We start from the raw sequence: 17,276 nt of genomic DNA, 5'->3' as shown, positions 1-17,276 counted from the left end.
ATGGCGACCGCCACCCCCGCGCCCGCCCGCCCCTCCGGCACCGACCCGGACGACCGCCGCAGCGCGACGACGGCGAGCGCGGCCGGTCACGCCGAGCCGCGCACCAAGGTCCTGCTGTACGTGCTGGCCGGGGTCCTCACGGTGCTGGTCTTCGCCGCGCCGCTGCTCTGGGCGCTGCTGCGGGCGTTCCAGACGAACGACGTCATCACCGCCGCGCCGTCGGCGTCGACCTTCTTCGACCTGACGGCGGCCAACTTCGCCGCCGTCGGCGGCACCGCCGGTCTCGGCCGGGCCACGCTCAACAGCCTGCTCGTGGCCGGGGCCACGGCGGTGCTGACGGCCGTGGTCGCGACGATGGCGGGGTACGGCTTCGGGCGCTTCAGGTTCCGGTTCTCGGGCGTGGCGTTCGGCGCCGTGGTGCTGACGCTGATGATCCCGTTCCAGGCGATCATCACGCCGCTGTTCATGCAGCTCAACGCCATGCGCCTCACCGACAGCCTGCTCGGGCTGGTGCTCTTCTACACGACGGTGAACCTGCCGTTCGGCGTCTTCGTCATGCGCAACTCCTTCGCCGGCGTGCCGCCGGAGCTGGAGGAGGCCGCGTTCGTCGACGGCGCCGGCACCGGGCGCACCTTCTTCTCGGTGCTCCGCCCGCTGGTCACCCCCGGCATCGCGACGACGGCGCTGTACGCGTTCCTCGCCTCGTGGACGGAGTTCCTCGGCGCCCTGACCTTCCTCACCCAGCAGCAGCTGTACACGCTGCCGGTGGCGCTGCTGAACCTGCAGCAGGGGGCCTACGGCGCCGTCGACTACGGGCTGCTCGCCGCGGGGGCGGTGATCGCGATGGTCCCGTGCGTCGTGCTGTACGTGGCGCTGCAGCGCTACTACGTCGCGGGCCTGGCCAGCGGCTCCCTGAAGGGCTGACCCTCCCCGGACCACCGCGGTGCCAGCGGGGTCGGTGCGCATCCAGCTGCGCACGGACCCCGCTGGCGCCGCGGTCAGGGGCTCGGGAACCGCAAGGAGGCGCTCGGTTGCGGTCCGGGGGGGCTCGGGAACCGCAGCGAGGCGCTCGGTTGCGGTCCGGGGGGGCTCGGGAACCGCAGCGAGGCGCTCGGTTGCGGTTCGGAGGGGCTCGGGAACCGCAGCGAGGCGCTCGGTTGCGGTCCGGGGGTGCTCGGGAACCGCAAGGAGGCGCTCGGTTGCGGTCCGGGGAGCCCCGGGTGGGGTCAGGGGGTGGCGGCGCCGGAGCCGGCGCCGCGGGAGTGCTCGAAGATCACGCTGGTCTGGGTCGAGGCCACCTCGGCGTGCGAGGAGAGCTGGTCGACCACGAAGTCGCGCAGCGCGCCCGCGTCACCCACCGCCACGTGTACGAGGAAGTCCTCCGCGCCGCCCACGAAGAAGACGCTCACCACCTCCGGGCGCCGGCGCATCCGCGCGGTGAAGTCGGGGAGCTGGTGGCGCGCCCCGGCCCGCAGGCGCACCGCGACCATCGCCTGGAGCGCGGCGCCGAGCGCCTCGAGGTCGACGTCGGCGTGGTAGCCCGTGATCACCCCGTCGCGCTCCAGCGCCCGCATCCGCACCGAGCAGGTCGACGGCGCGATCCCGGCCTGCCGCGCCACTTCCTGGTTGGGCGTGCGGGCGTCACGGCGCAGCACCTCGACGATCGCGAGGTCGACCTCGGTCAGCTCCCGCGCCCGTCGCGGTCCGCGAACGTCGTTCACGTCAGGGCCCTCCCACCTCGTCTGCGCGCAGGAGCTCCGGCTCCTGGGCCGCTCCCCGCTGTTCCTTCGGCACCTGCTGCGGCAGCCCGAAGCGGCTCCTAGCCTCGGGCCCCACCAGCCGCTGCGTCCAGAGGAGAGAGTGCGATGCCGCTCGTCGTCGGAGTCCCGTCGGAGATCAAGGACAACGAGAACCGCGTGGCGCTGCAGCCCGACGGCGCCGCCGAGCTGGTGCACCACGGCCACCGGGTGCTCGTGCAGGCCGGCGCGGGCGCTGGGTCGCGCTTCAGCGACGAGGAGTTCGCGGCCGCCGGCGCGGAGGTCGTCGACGGCGCGGACGCCGTCTTCGCCGCCGCGGACCTGGTCGTCAAGGTGAAGGAGCCCGTCGCGGAGGAGTACCACCGCTTCCGCCCGGGCCAGCAGCTGTTCACCTACCTGCACGCTGCCGCCGACAGGTCGCTCACCGACTTCCTGCTCGAGCGGCGCATCGACTCCATCGCCTACGAGACCGTCCAGACCCCCGACGGCCGCCTGCCGCTGCTCACCCCCATGAGCGAGGTCGCCGGCCGCATGGCCGTGCAGGCCGCCGCCCACCACCTGGAGAGCCCCGCCGGCGGGTCCGGGGTGCTCTTGGGGGGCGTCCCCGGCACCCCCGCCGCCAAGGTCACCATCATCGGCGGAGGCATCTCCGGCACCGAGGCCGCCAAGATCGCCGTCGGCATGCGCGCCATCGTGCGGGTCTTCGACACCAACCCCTCCCGGCTCGCGTACCTCTCCGACGTCTTCGAGGGCCGCCTCGACCTGGTCACCCCCAACCGCGCGCGGCTGGCCCAGTACGTGGCCGAGTCCGACGTGCTGATCGGCGCCGTGCTCGTGCCGGGCGCCAAGGCCCCGAAGCTGGTGAGCCGCGAGATGATCGCGTCGATGCGGCCCGGCAGCGTCGCCGTCGACATCGCCATCGACCAGGGCGGCTGCTTCGAGACCAGCCGCCCCACCACGCACGCCCACCCGACGTACGTGGAGGAGGGCGTCGTGCACTACTGCGTCGCGAACATCCCCGGCGCGGTGGCGCGCACCTCGACGCTGGCGCTGACGTCGGCCACGCTGCCGCACCTGGTGCGGGTCGCCGACCTCGGCGTGCGCGGCGCCGCCTCCGCCGTCCCGGCGCTGGCCAAGGGCCTGACCACCCTGGGCGGCCAGCTGGTCAGCGCTCCCGTGGCCGCGGCGCACGACCTGCCGCTCGCCGACCCGACCGCTCTCCTCGCCTGACGCCCTCCGCGGCGGTCGAGGAGGTCCGGCACCGGGAGCGTGCCGGACGTCCTCGACCGCCACGGGGCCGGCCCTCGCGGCGAGGTCAGGCGTCGGCGAGGGCCTTCGCGTAGACGGCGTCGATCTGGGCCGTGTCCTCGGCGCGCAGGTTGAACATCGTGAAGTGGCCCCACACCGAGCCGACCTCCTTGTAGTCCGCACCCGGGATGAGCGCGGCGTCGGCGCGCACGTCCTCGGGCGGGAAGAACAGGTCGCCCCGTGAACGCGACGTCGGTGACCTTCGCGGTGATGCGCGCCGCGGCGGCGGCCAGGTCGCCGTCGTGCTCGAGCGCGACGTCGCTGGAGCGCCACTTGCCGGCCTGGCAGAGCAGGTCGTTGGGATCCATCGGCAGGAAGTACGCCTGCAGGAACCCCTGCACGAAGCCGTCGCGCGAGGTGAAGCCCAGCTCGCGCCACGCCTCGGCCCGGTACATGTGCGACGAGGCGCCCATCAGCGCGAACGCCTGTGCGTGCCGACGCAGCCCCACGTGAACGTCCGAGGAGCGCTCGTAGAACCCGCCGTTCCAGGCGGGGTCGCTGCGGAGGGCGTCGGTGTGGAGGTCGCAGAACACGGTGCAGTGGTCAGGGTTGCGCAGCGTCGCAGCGAAGGGAACGGCGCGCTCGACGACCTCCGGGTACCGCACCGCCCACTCCAGCGTCTGCTGCCCGCCCATCGACCACCCGCTGACCATCACGAGCCGTTCGACACCGAGGTGCTCGGTGACCAGGCGGTGCTGGGCGCGCACGTCGTCGCTGATGGCGACCGCGGGGAAGGAGGCGCGGTCGTACGGCGGCGGGGTGTTGCTGGGCGACGACGACGTGCCGCTCCCCAGCTGGGCGGGCAGCACGAAGAAGTACCGCGACGGGTCGAGGGGCCGGCCCTCGCCGATGAAGCTGTGCATGAAGTCGGCGGTGCCGCTGTACATGTGCGGGAGCAGGACGGCGTTGTCCTTCGCCGCGTTCAAGGTGCCGGCGGTCTGGTACGCCAGCCGCGCCTCGGGCAGGACGTGCCCGCTGGCCAAGGGGAAGGCGCCGAGGTCCAGGTACTGGTTCGGGTCTGCTGCGCTCACCGCTGCCTCCTCGTCGAGGTGTGTGTCGCGCACGATCCAACCGCGCGCCGGTGGCAGCCCGCAAGAGCCACCGCCGGCGCGGGACGGGTCAGAAGCGGCGTGCGGGGTTGGTGCAGCCGAGGGCGTCACCGATGAGGCGCTCCAGCCCGGGCTGGTGGGCCCACAGCACGCCGTTGGCCAGCACCTTCCGCACCTCGGGGTGGTGGTAGACCGGGTACTCCTGGTCGCCGGGGGAGAAGTAGAAGACCTTCCCCTGCCCGCGGCGGTAGGTGACCCCCGAGCGGAACACCTCGCCGCCCGCGAAGGTGGAGAGGAAGACCACCTCGTCGGGGTTCGGGATGCCGAAGGGCTCCCCGTACATCTCCTGCTTGTCGATGACGATCGGGTTGGCCACCCCCCGCGCGATCGGGTGCGACGGGTCGGTGGCCCACACCAGCTCGCGCTCGCCCTCGTTGCGCCACGCCAGCGAGCACGTGGTGCCCAGGAGACGGGTGAAGATCTTGGAGTAGTGCGCCGAGTGCAGCCCGATGAACCCCATGCCGCCGAGCACGTGGCGGTGGACGCGCTCCACCACGGCGTCGTCGACCTGCTCGTGGGCGGCGTGGCCCCACCACAGCAGCACGTCGGTGTCGGCGAGCACCTCCTCGGTGAGCCCGTGGTCGGGCGTCGAGGCGAGCGTGGCCGTGCGCACCCGGGCCTGCGGCAGGTGCTCGGCCAGGCCCTCGGCGATGGCGCCGTGCAGGCCCGCCGGGTAGATGTCGCGGATCCACTCCGGGTGGTTGCGCTCCTCGTGCACGCCCTCGTTCCAGACGGTGACCCTGACCGCAGCGTCCGAGCTCACAGCGCGACCTCCCTGCCCTCGCGCGCCGACAGGTAGCACGCGTCGATGATCCGGGCGCGCTCCAGAGCGAGCGTGCCGTCGTGGTCCTTCCACACCTGCGGGCCGCCGCGCACGACGTCCACGAACTGCTCCACCACCGCGCGGTGCCCGAGCCCGGGCTCGGCGACGACGTCGCGGTCACCGGCCTCGGTGAAGACGCGCAGGTCTCCGACCGGGTCGGGGTTGCCGGTGGCGACCAGCTCGGCGCCTCCGTCGGTGCCGCGCACGGTCATGCCGATCTCGTCGGCCGGGTCGCGGTAGACGGCCCAGGACGTCTCCAGCTGGAGCAGCCCGCCGCCCTCCAGGCGCAGGAAGGCGCTGGCCAGGTCCTCGACCTCGTACGCCGAGGCCTCGCCGGCCAGCGTCTTGCGGGCGCCGACGGCGCCGCCGCGCCCCTGCGGACCCAGCTCGGAGGCGGTGGCGGCGCTGACGGCGACGACGCGCGGCTCGCCCAGCACGTGCAGCGCCCAGTCGAGGGCGTGGACGCCGATGTCGACCAGGGGGCCGCCGCCGGAGGCCGCGGCGTTGGTGAACCAGCTGCCCAGGGTGGGGATGCCCTGGCGGCGCAGCCACCAGGTGCGTGCCGAGTACGGCCGGCCCAGCTCGCCGCTGGAGACCAGCTGGCGCAGGGCCTGGACGTCACCGCGCTGGCGGTGGTTGAAGACCACCTCGAGCACCCGCCCCGCGGCGCGGGCCGCGTCGACCATCGTCGACGCCTCGGCGCCGTCGCGGGCCATCGGCTTCTCCGAGAGCACGTGCAGACCTCGGCCCAGCGCGGCCACCGCGATCGGGGCGTGCAGGAAGGTCGGGACGGCGATGCTCACGGCGTCGAGCCCCTCGACGTCGAGCAGGTCCTCCCACCGCGCGCTGCGGTGCGGGATGCCGTGGGCGTCGGCGAGGGCCGCCAGCTGCTCCGCCTCCATGCCCGCCAGGGCCACCACCTCGACCCCGTCGAGAGCGGCGAAGGCTTCCAGGTGCTGCTGGCCCGCCCACCCCAGCCCGACCACGCCGACTCTCAGGACACCGGTGTCTGACACGCACTCCGGTCTACCAGGGGGCGGACCGGCCCGGCGAGGCGGCACCCGCGCGGGCGGCGAGCCCTAGGCTGTGCGGACGCACCGGCGCTCCCGCGGCGGCGCGGGCCAGCATGGCGCAACTGGTAGCGCACCCGACTTGTAATCGGGCGGTTGCGGGTTCGAGTCCCGCTGCTGGCTCCGTAGGCTCCCCGGCATGGGTCGTGTCGTCGTCCTCGGGTCCCTCAACCAGGACCTCCACCTGCACGTCGAGCGCCACCCGCGCACCGGCGAGACCGTGATGGCCTCCGACCTGGAGCGCCGCTCCGGCGGCAAGGGCGGCAACCAGGCCGTGGCCGCGGCGCGCGCCGGAGCCGCGACGGCGCTCGTGGGGGCCGTCGGCGACGACGCCGCGGGCCGCGAGTACGTCGAGCGGCTCACGGCCTTCGGGGTGGACGTCTCCGGCGTCAGGACCGTCGAGGGCGTCAGCACCGGCACCGCCGTGGTCTGCAACGACGCCGACGGCGACAACCTCATCCTCGTCTCGCCCGGTGCGAACCACCGCGTGACCGCTGACGACCTCGCCCCCCTCGACGCGCTGGAGCCCGGTGACGTGCTCCTCGCCCAGCTGGAGCTCCCGCTCGACGTCGTCGCGGACGGCGTCCGCCGCGCCGCCGCCCGCGGCGCGCGCGTGGTGCTGAACCTCGCGCCGTACGCAGACCTCGACGCCGACGTGCTGGCGCTGTGCGACCCCGTGGTGGTCAACGAGCACGAGGGCGCGCAGCTGGCCGCGGCGGGCCTCGGGGCGCCGTCGCTGCTGGTGACCCTGGGCGCCGAGGGCTCGCGCTGGGGCGACGTCGAGGTCGAGGGGACGCGCGTCGACGACGTCGTCGACACCACCGGCGCCGGTGACTCCTACTGCGGCGTGCTGGCTGCGCACCTCGCGCGCGGCGCGACCCCCCGCGAGGCGGTCGAGGCGGCGAGCGCCGCGGCCGCCCTGACGGTCCAGCACGAAGGGGCCCAGCCCGGCCTGCCTGGCTAGGCTCGCGGCCGTGTCGACAGCGCAGACGACCCGGCTCGAGCACGACCTCCTCGGAGACCGCGAGGTCCCCGCTGACGCCTACTACGGCGTCCACACGCTGCGGGCGCTGGAGAACTTCCCGATCTCGGGCAGCCCCATCAGCACCCACCCCGACCTCGTGGTGGCCCTGGCGTGCGTGAAGGAGGCCGCGGCGCAGGCCAACGCCGAGCTGGGCCTGCTCACCCCCGAGGTCGCCGGGGCGATCCGGGCGGCCTGCGAGGAGGTGCGCGCGGGTGAGCTGCACGAGCAGTTCGTCGTCGACGTCATCCAGGGCGGCGCGGGCACCTCGACCAACATGAACGCCAACGAGGTGATCGCCAACCGCGCCATCGAGATCCTCGGTGGCACCAAGGGCGACTACGCCCGCGTGCACCCCCTCGACCACGTCAACCGCAGCCAGTCGACCAACGACGTCTACCCGACGGCGGTGAAGGTGGCGGTGCACTTCGCCATCGAGCGCCTCCACACGGCGATGAAGAGCCTGGCGGCGGCCTTCGCGGCGAAGTCGGAGGAGTTCTCCGGGGTGCTGAAGATGGGGCGCACCCAGCTGCAGGACGCCGTGCCGATGACCCTCGGCCAGGAGTTCGCCACCTACGCGGTGATGGTCACCGAGGACGCCGACCGCCTCGCCGAGGCCGCGGCCCTCATCCGCGAGATCAACCTGGGGGGCACCGCCATCGGCACCGGGCTGAACGCCCCGCGGCGCTACGCCGAGCTGGCGGTGGCGCACCTGGCCGAGCTCAGCGGGGTGCGGGTGGTCCTGGCGCTGGACCTGGTGGAGGCCACCCAGGACGTCGGCTCGTTCGTGCAGCTGTCCGGGGTGCTGAAGCGGACCGCGGTGAAGCTGTCGAAGATCTGCAACGACCTGCGGCTGCTGTCGTCGGGGCCGCGGGCGGGCTTCTCGGAGATCAACCTGCCGCCGGTGCAGGCCGGCTCCTCGATCATGCCGGGCAAGGTGAACCCGGTGATCCCCGAGGTGGTCAACCAGGTGGCCTTCGAGGTGGTCGGCAACGACGTCTCGATCTCGATGGCCGCCGAGGGCGGACAGCTGCAGCTGAACGCCTTCGAGCCGATCATCGCGCACAACCTCTTCGAGTCCGTGACGCACCTGACGTCGGCGTGCCGGGTGCTGGAGCAGAAGTGCGTGGTGGGCATCACCGCGAACACCGAGCACCTGCGCGGGGTGGTGGAGCGCTCCATCGGCATCGTCACCGCGCTGAACCCGCACCTGGGCTACGCGGCGGCCACCGAGGTGGCCGCGGAGGCGCTGGCCACCGGCCGCAGCGTGCCCGAGCTGGTGGTCGAGCGCGGGCTGATGACCGCTGAGCAGGTCGAGGCGGTCATGCAGCCGGAGGTGCTGATCCCGGCCCTGCAGAAGCGGGCCACCCCCGTCCGCGACGTCTGAGCCGACGTCTGAGCCGACGCCTGCGCCGCCGTCAGGGCCGGGGCGCCACGACCAGGTCCTCGTAGCCGGGGTGCCCCTCCACCCAGCGCCGCACGTACGGGCACAGGGCCACCACCTGCAGCCCGTCGGCGCGGGTGGTGGTCATCGCGGCGCGCACCAGCACGCTCGCCAGGCCGCGCCCGGTGAACGGCTGGCCGACCTCGGTGTGCACGAACGCCCGCCGTCCGTCGGCCTCGAAGTACTCCGTGAACCCCGCGCGCCGCGCACCGACGTGCAGGACGAACCGCCGCTGCGCGGGCAGGTGCTCGACCCGCACCAGGTCGGCGGGGCGGGGGGGCCGCAGGGATGCGGGGCTCGCGGGGCCGGGGCTCGTGGAGACGGGCTGGTCGAGGAGGGCCATGGGAGATCGTCGGCCGCGCCGCAGCGCCGTGGGGCCGCCGAAACGCACTCGTCACACGCCGTAGCGTCGAGGGGTGGAGCCCCTGGTGACGCCCGACGGCCGCTACCTCGTGGTCCGCGGCCGGCTGTGGCGCCGCAGCGACCCCTCGCTCGACCCCGAGGAGCGCCAGCGCCTCGTCGACGAGCTGATGTCGGCGCGCAGCGCCAAGGGGGCGGCGATGCGCGCGGGGGACGACGCCGCGCGCGAGGCCGCCCGTGCCCGGGTCCAGGCGGCCAAGGAGGCGCTCGGCGAGCGGGGCCCCGTCTGGTGGGACGACGGCGCGCCCGACCTCACCCGGCACCTGGCCCGCACCGGGCCCTACGCCGCCTGGTGGGCGGAGCAGGGCCCCGGCGACGGGGCGGGCGACGAGAGCGGTGAGCCGGTCAGCCGTTCGTGAGCCGCGCCATGTGCTCGGGGTAGCGCTCGCCCTGGACCTCGACCTGCGCGTACGCCCCGTCGATGGCGGCGACGTCGTCGGCGGTCAGCTCGAGGTCGGCGGCGGCGAGGTTCTCCTCGAGGCGGCTCAGGCGGCGGGTGCCGGGGATCGGCACCACCCACGGCTGCTGCGCGAGCAGCCACGCCAGGGCGATCTGCCCGGTGGTCGCGCCCCTGGCGGTGGCGATCCCGCCGAGCAGGTCGAGCAGCGCCTGGTTGGCGGCGAGCGCCTCGGGCGTGAAGCGGGGGAGCCCGGCGCGGATGTCGCCCTCGCCGAAGGTGCTCTGCGCGCTGACGCCGCCGGTCAGGAAGCCACGCCCCAGCGGGCTGAACGGCACCAGCCCGATGCCGAGCTCGGCGAGGGTCGGCAGCACCTCGGCCTCGACGTCGCGGAACCAGATCGAGTACTCGCTCTGCAGCGCGGTGACGGGCTGCACGGCGTGGGCGCGGCGGATCGTGGCGGCGCTGGCCTCCGAGAGCCCGAAGTGCTTGACCTTGCCCTCGGTGATGAGCTCGCCGACCACCCCCGCCACGTCCTCGACCGGGACGGCCGGGTCGACGCGGTGCTGGTAGAGCAGGTCGATGCTGTCGGTGCGCAGCCGGCGCAGGCTCGCCTCGACGACCTCGCGGACGTGCTCCGGGCGGCTGTCCGTGCCGTTCGGTCCGCCGTGCTGCTTCGAGGTCTCGTCGATGGCGAAGCCGAACTTGGTGGCGATGACCACCTGGTCGCGGACGGGCTCCAGCGCCTCGCCCACCAGCTCCTCGTTGACGAAGGGCCCGTAGACCTCGGCGGTGTCGAACAGGGTCACGCCGCGGTCGACCGCGCCGCGGATGACGGCCACCATCTCCTCGCGGGAGCCGGGGTTGGGGCCGAACGACTGGCTGAACCCCATGCAGCCCAGGCCGAGCGCGGAGACCTCCAGCGCGGGTGCCGTTGCGGTCGCTTCCGAGGGTGCGCGTGCTCACCTCCCCGAGGCTAGGCGCGGCGGGGCGCTCCCGCGTGTCGCCGCCGTCGACGCGCTCCTGCGCAGCACACTGGGGCGATGGCTGGTGACGCAGGCTCTGCCCCCCGCGGCGCGCTCAGCGCGGACCGCCCCCTCGTCCGGCGGGTGTTCAGCGCGTGGTCGCTGGTCGGCGCCTCGGTCGTGGTGAGCGCCGAGGCGGCGCTCTTCCTGGCCGTCGCGGCCGTGCCGGTGGCCGTGGGCGCCGCCGTCCTCGGTGCCGCCGCGCTGTGCGGGGCCGTCGGCGTGGTGCGCATCGTGCTCGACCGCCGCGCTGCGGCCCGCCGCGACGCCGAGGCGCTGGCCGCCGCCGCGCGCCCGGTCATCCCGCGCCCCGCCGCGCGCGTGGAGCCGGCCTTCGTGGTCGACCTGCCCGAGACCGCTGGCGCCCTGCCCGCCAGCGCCGCTCGTACGAGGACACCAGCACCGGCCCGATGTCGGTCGTCTGACCCGTCGATGAGCTCGGACGTCGTCAGCAGGCAGGAGCGCGCTGACGCGGCCCGCGCCTGGCGGGCGGTGCCGCACCGGCGCCGCCTCGAGGTGCTCCGCGCCGCGAAGCGCGGTGAGCGCCACCGCGACGAGGCCGCCGTGGTGGCCGCGGTCGCGTTCACCCGGGTGGGCCTCGCTCCCCGGGGACCCCGCTGGTACCAGCGGAGCGCTCCCGCGGCCGTGGCGTGGTGCTACCTGGGGCTGGGGGTGTTCGCACTGGTGGGGGCGCTGGCCCTGCTGGCCCCCACCGGCTGGGAGGACCCCGTGCTCTGGGGGGTGGCGGTCATGGGGGTGCTGTGCCTCGCGTGGGGCGCCTTCCTGCTGGACTGGGTCCGCGACGCCCGGTACCTGACCGCGCTCGACCGGGGCTAGGCGCCCGCGGCGCCCCGGTCCAGCCAGGTGCGCCAGGTCGCGTCGTCGAAGGGGGCGGCCCGCTCCTCGACGTCCACCAGCAGCGCGTCGGCCGAGGCCCGCGCCGCCGCCACGACGTGCGGCGGGTAGGCCAGCGACACCGTCCTCTCGGCGAACTCGTCCTCGTCGTCGACGAACGCCGCTCCGCCGAGGGGCCGCACGACGTCGAGGTCCAGGTCGACCACGTGCGCCACGGAGCGCCGGGCGCCGTCGCCGTCGTCCTCCACCGCCCACGTCGCCGGGGTGGCCACGTCGACGTAGACCTCCACCCGGCCGGGGGTGTAGGCGTCGTAGAAGGTGGCGACCCACCAGGCGTCACGGGGGACGCACACCACCGAGGCGCGGCGGTGGCGGAACCCCGCTCCGGGGCGCCACGTGCGCCGACCGGGGGCGACGTGCAGCCAGGTGCCGTGCTCGTCCTCGCCGAGCCGCTCGGCCGGCACGTGCCAGTGCTCGGCACCGTCCCACTTGGTGAACCTGACCTCGACGGGCGGATCGGTGGCCACGCCACGCACCGTAGCCGCGCCGTCCCACCCCTCGGGCAGAGTGTCCGGGTGCAGGACGACGCGCAGGCCACCGCCACCGAGTGGCACGACCGCGGGGTCGACGCCGCCGCGGCCGGCCGCTACGACGACGCCGCGGCCGCCTTCCAGCGGGCCGCGGACCTCGGCGAGCGCGACGCGCTGCTGGGCCTCGGCAACGCCCGCCTCGAGCTCGGCGACCCGGCCGGAGCCGCTGACGCCTACCGCCGCGCCGTCGAGGCCGGTGACGAGATGGCCGTCCTCAACTGGGGCCTGGCCCTGGAGGACCTGGAGGACTGGGGCGGCGCCGAGCGCGCCTACCTGCGGGCACGAGAGCTCGGCGACCCCCGCGCGGTGCGCTGGCTCGCCGAGCTGTGGCGCTTCCACGGCGAGCGGTCCGAGCTGGCCCGCAGCGCCGAGGAGGCCCGCGACCTCCTGCGCGACGCCGTCGCCGCCGGAGACGCCGAGGCCGCAGCAGCACTGGGCTCCTGGCTCTTCGCCGACCTCGCGGGCCCGTCGCCCGAGCACGAGGAGCGCCTGCGCGACCTGCCGCCCGGCTCCGAGGTCGAGCACCTGCTGCGCCGCGGCGCCGCCGACGACGTCGACGCCCGTTCCGACCTGGGCTGGCTGCTGCGCTGCCGCGGGGCCCTCGACGAGGCCGAGCCCCTGCTGCGCTCCGGCTGGGCCGACGGCGACACCACCAGCGCCATCCGGCTCGCCCTCCTGCTGCAGGACGACCGCCGCGACCTCGACGGCGCCGAGTCCGTGCTGCGGGCGCTCGCGGAGGGCGGCGAGCCCCGCGCCTGGAACAACCTCGGTCTGCTGCTGGAGCGGCGCGGGCGCGTCGTCGAGGCCCGCCGGATGCTCTCCCGCGGGGTGCGCGCCGGAGACCCGGTGGCCGCCAAGAACCTGCGCACGTTCCTGTCGCGGCACCACCCGGCGCAGGTCGCCGAGGGCACCGCCCCCCTCTGACGGCCTGCCCGTCCGTCGATCGCGGGGTTCCGGGAGCTGGCTCCGGGGCGACGCCTCCAGAACCCCGTGACCGCGACCCGGGAGTCCGTGATCACCATCGACGGGCGCGGTCAGGCGCGCGCGAGGGCGCGGTGGCGGCGATCGAGCGCCCGCGGACGGCGACGTCGTGCGCGGGCACCTCCAGCAGCACCACCTCGAGGTCCGCGGCTGCGATGCCGAGCGCGGCCGCGCCGTCGTACAGCCGCCGGTAGAACTCCTCCTTGGCCGCCACGGACCTGCCCTGGACCAGCACCGCCTCCACCACGGTGTACCGCGCGCTGCGGCCGGGCGGGATCGGGAAGTCCTGCGCGTCGAGGGGCACGAACCGCTGGTAGCGCCCCGGCGGCGCGTCGAGGGCCGCGGTCGCGGCGTCGTGCAGCAGGTCGGACAGGTCGGCGCGCACGGCGCCGAGGACGTGGCGCTGGCCGTAGGTGGTGAAGAGGACCACGGGAGGCTCCTGGGAGGTCGGCCGGCTGGGCCGTCTCCGCCTCTCGCGCGGGGTCCGTCAGCCGGAGGGGGCTGGGGACCGTGCCGGCGCGGGGGTGCGCGTGCGGGAGTCGCCGCCCTAGGAGGGCAGCCACCACCAGCAGCGGGTCGCGCAGGTCACGACGGCGACGGTAGCCGCCCCCGTGCGCGCCGCGCCAGGGGTGCGGGAGGCTCGGTGCATGAGCACTCTGCGACTCGCGCACGTCGGGCTGGGCGGCTGGGGATCGGACTGGGAGCGCAACGCGGTGCCGCGGGTGCCCGAGGTCGACCGGGTCGGCGTCGTCGAGCCGAACGCGGCGGTGCTGGAGGCGTTCCGCGCCGAGAACGACCTGCCGGACGCCGCGTGCGCGCCGTCGCTCGCGCAGCTGCTCGGCCAGCTCCGCGGCGACCGGGCCCCCGAGGCCGTGCTCATCACCGCGCCGGTCGGCTTCCACGTGCCGCTGGCGCTGGAGGCGCTGGAGGCGGGGCTGCACGTGCTGGTGGAGAAGCCGTTCGCGCCGACCGTCGCCGAGGCGCTCACCGCGGTGGAGCGCGCCGAGCAGCTGGGCCTGGTCCTGCAGGTCAGCCAGAACTACCGTCACTACCCGGCGCCGCGAGCGGTGCGCCGCCTGCTCGACGAGGGCGCGCTGGGCGAGGTGACCGGCATCGACGTCGACTTCCGCCAGTGGGCCAACGACGCGCCCGCCGCCACGCACCCCCACTACCGGTTCCCGCAGCCGCTGCTGTTCGACATGGCGATCCACCACTTCGACCTGCTGCGCCTGGTCACCGGGCAGGACGTCGTGCGCGTGCACGCCGTCACCTCGCAGCCGCCCTTCAGCAAGTTCACCGAGGCGCCCGTCGGCGTCCTGACGATGGAGACGAGCGGCGGTCTGGTGGTCAGCTACCGGGGCAGCTGGCTCTCGCGCGGCACCCCGACGCCCTGGGCGGGTGAGTGGCGCGTCAGCGGCGAGCGCGGCGAGCTGGCCTTCACCAGCCGCACCCACGGCCAGGCGGTGCCGCCGACCACCGACTCCGTGGTGGTGCGCGACGCCGACGGCGCGACGACGGCGGTCGCGCTGGAGGTGCCCGACCTGTGGGGCCGCGCCGCGGGCCTGCGGCAGTTCGCCCGCGCCGTCGCGGGCGGGCTCGCTCCCGAGACCAGCGGCCGGGACAACCTGGCGAGCCTCGCGATCGCGGAGGCCGCGGCGCGGTCGGCGGCGTCGGGGCGCGTGGAGGAGGTCGTCGTCCCGCGCTGACCGGGGTGCTCCGCGCCCCCGGCGCCCTCCAGCGGGTGGACCTGCACCACTGCCGGACTGGCGCAGGGCCACCCCGTGCCACTCCTACTGGCACGGGGTGGCCCTGCGCCATCGAGCGGAGGGGTGTCACCGCTCCGCGAGGTGGCGGACGCCCATGATCACGGGCGAGAGGGTGGCGGTGCCGCCCAACGGCGTCTTCTCCCCGCACCTCACGCCCCTTCCGCGCACTTGACGCCCCTTCCGCGCAGCTGACACCCCTTCCGCGACCCCGAAGGGGCGTCGACTGCGGCGAAGGGGCGTGAACGCGCCCCAGCCGGGCAGTCGACGCCGCTGCCGGCGCGCTCGGCCCCTCGCCGCGGGTACCCCCCGGGGGTACCCTGGACGACATGCGCACCGACGGCGGCACCTCCACGGCGCCCGCGACCGGGCTCGACCCGGTCTGCGGCATGACCGTCGACCCCGACGGGCCGATCACCGCTGAGCGCGACGGGCAGCGGTACGCCTTCTGCTCCGAGCACTGCCGCCACCGCTTCGTCGACGGAGCCGGTGGCCACGCCGGCCACGGCGGCGGCCGCGCGGAGGAGGACCCGACCGCCACCCACACCTGCCCGATGCACCCCGAGGTCCGCCAGCAGGGCCCGGGCAGCTGCCCGCAGTGCGGCATGGCCCTGGAGCCGCTCGAGGTCACGGCCGAGGCGGGCCCGAACCACGAGCTCGACGACATGACCCGCCGCCTGCGGGTCGCGGCCCTGCTGGCGGCGCCCGTCGTCGTCCTGGAGATGGGGAGCCACCTCGTGCCTGCGGTGCACGACGTCGTGCCGCCGGCGGTGTCGGCGTGGCTGCAGCTGGCCCTCGCGACGCCGGTGGTGCTGTGGGCGGGGTGGCCGTTCCTGCAGCGCGGGTGGGCCTCGGTGCACCCGTTCCGCCGGGGGGCGAACCTCAACATGTTCACGCTCATCGCCCTGGGGGTCGGCGTCGCGTGGCTCTACAGCGTCGTCGCCACCGTCGCGCCGGGAGCCTTCCCGCCCGCGCTGCGCGGCGACCACGGCACGCCGGACACCTACTTCGAGCCCGCCGCGGTGGTCGTCGCGCTGGTGCTCGTCGGCCAGGTGCTCGAGCTGCGGGCGCGGGAGCGCACCTCGGGCGCCGTGCGCGCCCTGCTGGGCCTCGCGCCGCCCACCGCGCTGCGCGTCAGCCCCCGCACGGCGTGCGGTCACTCCCCGTCGGCTGGTGACGAGGTCGAGGTCCCCCTCGACCAGGTGGCCGTCGGCGACCTGCTGCGCGTGCGCCCGGGGGAGCGGGTCCCCGTCGACGGCGTCGTGGTCGAGGGGCGCGCCAGCGTCGACCAGTCGATGGTCACCGGCGAGCCGATGCCCGTCACCAAGGGCGAGGGCGACGCCGTGGTCGGCGGCACCACCGCCTCCGGCGGCGGGTTCGTCATGCGTGCCGAGGGGGTGGGCCGCGACACCGTGCTCGCCAGGATCGTCGCCTCGGTCTCCGCGGCGCAGCGCTCCAAGGCCCCCGTGCAGCGCGTGGCCGACCGCGTCTCGTCGGTCTTCGTGCCGGTGGTCGTGGCCGTCGCCCTCGCCGCGTTCCTCGTGTGGGCGCTCGCGGGGCCCGAGCCGAGGCTGCCGCACGCCCTCGTCGTGGCGGTGTCCGTGCTGATCATCGCCTGCCCGTGCGCCCTCGGGCTGGCCACGCCGATGTCGATCGGCGTGGGCGTCGGCCGCGGGGCGGGGCTGGGGGTGCTCGTGCGCGACGCCGAGGCCCTGGAGCTGCTGGAGCGGGTCGACGTCGTCGTGCTCGACAAGACCGGCACCCTCACGCAGGGCGCTCCGCGCGCCGAGCTGGTCGCGACGACCGGCGGGGCCGGGGGTGACGACGTGCTCCGCTGGGCCGCCGCGGCCGAGCGCGGCAGCGAGCACCCCCTCGCGCGCGCCGTCGAGGCGGCCGCCGCGGAGCGCGGGCTCGCGGTCCCGGCGGCCAGCGACTTCGAGGCGCCCGCGGGACGCGGCGTGAGCGCGGTCGTGGAGGGGCGGCGCGTCCTCGTGGGCAGCCCCGCCTTCCTCGCCGGGAGCGGCGCGCGCGGTGCCGGCGCCTTCGACGCGGAGGTGGACGCGCTGCGCGCCGAGGGGGGCACGGCGGTGCTCGTCGCGGTCGACGGGGCGGCGGTGGGCCTCCTCGCGGTCACGGACCCGGTGCGCGAGAGCACGCCCGCCGCCCTGGACGCCCTGCGGGCGCAGGGCCTCGAGCTCGTGGTGCTCACCGGCGACGCGCGGGCCACCGCCGAGGCCGTCGCCGGGCGCCTCGGCATCGAGCGCGTCGAGGCCGAGGTGCGCCCCGAGGACAAGGCCCGCGTGGTCGCCGACCTGCGCGCGCAGGGCCGCGTGGTGGCGATGGTCGGCGACGGCGTCAACGACGCTCCCGCGCTCGCGGCCGCCGACGTCGGGGTGGCGATGGGGTCGGGCACCGACGTCGCGGTCGAGGGCGCCGGCGTGGTGCTGCTGCACAGCGACCTGCAGGCGCTCGTGCGGGTGCGGGCGCTGTCGCGGGCCACGATGCGCAACGTGCGGCAGAACCTCTGGTTCGCGTTCGCCTACAACGGCCTGGGCATCCCCCTGGCCGCCGGGGTGCTGTACCCGGTGGTGGGCGTGCTGCTCTCGCCGGTGGTCGCGGCCGCCGCGATGGCGCTGAGCTCCGTCAGCGTCATCGGCAACGCCCTGCGCCTGCGGCGCACCCCCCTCTGACACCCGGCCCGGTGACGGTCATG

At 75.4% G+C, this 17,276-nt stretch carries 16 protein-coding genes, 1 tRNA gene and 1 pseudogene; 10 read left to right on the top strand and 8 right to left on the bottom strand.

The genetic code is table 11. The features are described 5' to 3' along the window. A complete protein-coding gene (locus F1641_RS15240) occupies positions 1 to 924 on the top strand; it encodes a carbohydrate ABC transporter permease (RefSeq protein WP_194907068.1) in 924 nt (307 codons plus the stop codon). A 302-nt stretch (positions 925 to 1,226) separates the two neighbouring features. On the opposite strand, the gene F1641_RS15235 is transcribed toward F1641_RS15240, so the two are convergent. After that, positions 1,227 to 1,721, bottom strand: coding sequence for an Lrp/AsnC family transcriptional regulator (locus F1641_RS15235; RefSeq protein ID WP_206691291.1), 495 nt, complete (start codon positions 1,719 to 1,721; stop codon positions 1,227 to 1,229). Positions 1,722 to 1,865: 144 nt separating this feature from the next. Here F1641_RS15235 and ald point away from each other — a divergent pair, with 144 nt between their 5' ends. Next, a complete protein-coding gene (gene ald / locus F1641_RS15230) occupies positions 1,866 to 2,987 on the top strand; it encodes an alanine dehydrogenase (protein ID WP_194907067.1) in 1,122 nt (373 codons plus the stop codon). Positions 2,988 to 3,319: 332 nt separating this feature from the next. Here ald and F1641_RS21935 read toward each other — a convergent pair. The 3 genes and pseudogenes from F1641_RS21935 to F1641_RS15215 form a co-directional block, all read right to left on the bottom strand. Continuing rightward, positions 3,320 to 4,096 (bottom strand): annotated as a pseudogene (locus F1641_RS21935) (alpha/beta fold hydrolase); the annotation flags it as partial. Between the two features lie 88 nt (positions 4,097 to 4,184). Next, a complete protein-coding gene (locus tag F1641_RS15220; RefSeq protein WP_194907064.1) occupies positions 4,185 to 4,937 on the bottom strand; it encodes a ThuA domain-containing protein in 753 nt (250 codons plus the stop codon). Then, positions 4,934 to 6,013: a Gfo/Idh/MocA family protein gene (locus tag F1641_RS15215; RefSeq protein ID WP_194907062.1), complete on the bottom strand. Its 1,080-nt coding sequence runs from the start codon at positions 6,011 to 6,013 to the stop codon at positions 4,934 to 4,936. The genes F1641_RS15220 and F1641_RS15215 overlap by 4 nt, the downstream gene beginning before the upstream one ends. A 104-nt stretch (positions 6,014 to 6,117) precedes the next feature. On the opposite strand from F1641_RS15215, the gene F1641_RS15210 reads away from it, so the two are divergent. The 3 genes from F1641_RS15210 to F1641_RS15200 all read left to right on the top strand — a co-directional run bounded on the left by F1641_RS15210 (position 6,118) and on the right by F1641_RS15200 (position 8,475). Continuing rightward, positions 6,118 to 6,190: transfer RNA gene (locus F1641_RS15210), tRNA-Thr, on the top strand. A 16-nt stretch (positions 6,191 to 6,206) separates the two neighbouring features. Then, positions 6,207 to 7,031, top strand: coding sequence for a ribokinase (locus tag F1641_RS15205; RefSeq protein ID WP_194907061.1), 825 nt, complete (start codon positions 6,207 to 6,209; stop codon positions 7,029 to 7,031). Positions 7,032 to 7,041: 10 nt separating this feature from the next. Continuing rightward, positions 7,042 to 8,475: an aspartate ammonia-lyase gene (locus tag F1641_RS15200; RefSeq protein WP_194907059.1), complete on the top strand. Its 1,434-nt coding sequence runs from the start codon at positions 7,042 to 7,044 to the stop codon at positions 8,473 to 8,475. Between the two features lie 31 nt (positions 8,476 to 8,506). Here the strand turns inward: F1641_RS15200 and F1641_RS15195 are convergent, their stop codons facing one another. Further along, entirely contained in the window at positions 8,507 to 8,875 is a 369-nt protein-coding gene (locus tag F1641_RS15195) for a GNAT family N-acetyltransferase (protein ID WP_194907058.1), read from the bottom strand. A gap of 73 nt (positions 8,876 to 8,948) precedes the next feature. Between F1641_RS15195 and F1641_RS15190 the strand changes: the two genes are divergently transcribed. Next, positions 8,949 to 9,311: a hypothetical protein gene (locus F1641_RS15190; RefSeq protein ID WP_309225638.1), complete on the top strand. Its 363-nt coding sequence runs from the start codon at positions 8,949 to 8,951 to the stop codon at positions 9,309 to 9,311. On the opposite strand, the gene F1641_RS15185 is transcribed toward F1641_RS15190, so the two are convergent. Beyond that, on the bottom strand, positions 9,298 to 10,272 hold the full coding sequence (locus F1641_RS15185) for an aldo/keto reductase (protein ID WP_305079865.1): 975 nt from the start codon (positions 10,270 to 10,272) through the stop codon (positions 9,298 to 9,300). The two genes, F1641_RS15190 and F1641_RS15185, sit on opposite strands and share 14 nt — an antisense overlap. A gap of 120 nt (positions 10,273 to 10,392) precedes the next feature. Here F1641_RS15185 and F1641_RS15180 point away from each other — a divergent pair, with 120 nt between their 5' ends. Next, positions 10,393 to 11,211, top strand: a complete 819-nt coding sequence (locus tag F1641_RS15180) for a hypothetical protein (protein ID WP_194907056.1) — start codon at positions 10,393 to 10,395, stop codon at positions 11,209 to 11,211. On the opposite strand, the gene F1641_RS15175 is transcribed toward F1641_RS15180, so the two are convergent. Then, on the bottom strand, positions 11,208 to 11,756 hold the full coding sequence (locus F1641_RS15175; protein WP_194907055.1) for a DUF402 domain-containing protein: 549 nt from the start codon (positions 11,754 to 11,756) through the stop codon (positions 11,208 to 11,210). The genes F1641_RS15180 and F1641_RS15175 overlap by 4 nt on opposite strands. Positions 11,757 to 11,804: 48 nt before the next feature. Between F1641_RS15175 and F1641_RS15170 the strand changes: the two genes are divergently transcribed. Then, on the top strand, positions 11,805 to 12,743 hold the full coding sequence (locus tag F1641_RS15170) for a tetratricopeptide repeat protein (RefSeq protein WP_194907054.1): 939 nt from the start codon (positions 11,805 to 11,807) through the stop codon (positions 12,741 to 12,743). Between the two features lie 91 nt (positions 12,744 to 12,834). Here the strand turns inward: F1641_RS15170 and F1641_RS15165 are convergent, their stop codons facing one another. After that, complete coding sequence (locus F1641_RS15165) at positions 12,835 to 13,230, bottom strand: tautomerase family protein (protein WP_194907053.1); 396 nt, start codon at positions 13,228 to 13,230, stop codon at positions 12,835 to 12,837. A gap of 217 nt (positions 13,231 to 13,447) precedes the next feature. Between F1641_RS15165 and F1641_RS15160 the strand changes: the two genes are divergently transcribed. Beyond that, positions 13,448 to 14,506: a Gfo/Idh/MocA family protein gene (locus tag F1641_RS15160; protein WP_194907052.1), complete on the top strand. Its 1,059-nt coding sequence runs from the start codon at positions 13,448 to 13,450 to the stop codon at positions 14,504 to 14,506. A gap of 386 nt (positions 14,507 to 14,892) precedes the next feature. Next, positions 14,893 to 17,253 (top strand): heavy metal translocating P-type ATPase, encoded by a 2,361-nt coding sequence (locus F1641_RS15155; RefSeq protein WP_194907050.1) that lies wholly within the window; start codon positions 14,893 to 14,895, stop codon positions 17,251 to 17,253. The last annotated feature ends 23 nt before the right edge of the window (positions 17,254 to 17,276 follow it).

Source organism: Quadrisphaera sp. INWT6, from assembly GCF_015390235.1.
In the GTDB taxonomy this organism is placed as follows: Bacteria; Actinomycetota; Actinomycetes; order Actinomycetales; family Quadrisphaeraceae; genus Quadrisphaera.
Note: the sequence above shows the minus strand (reverse complement) of the source record. Positions and strands in the feature narration are given on the sequence as shown.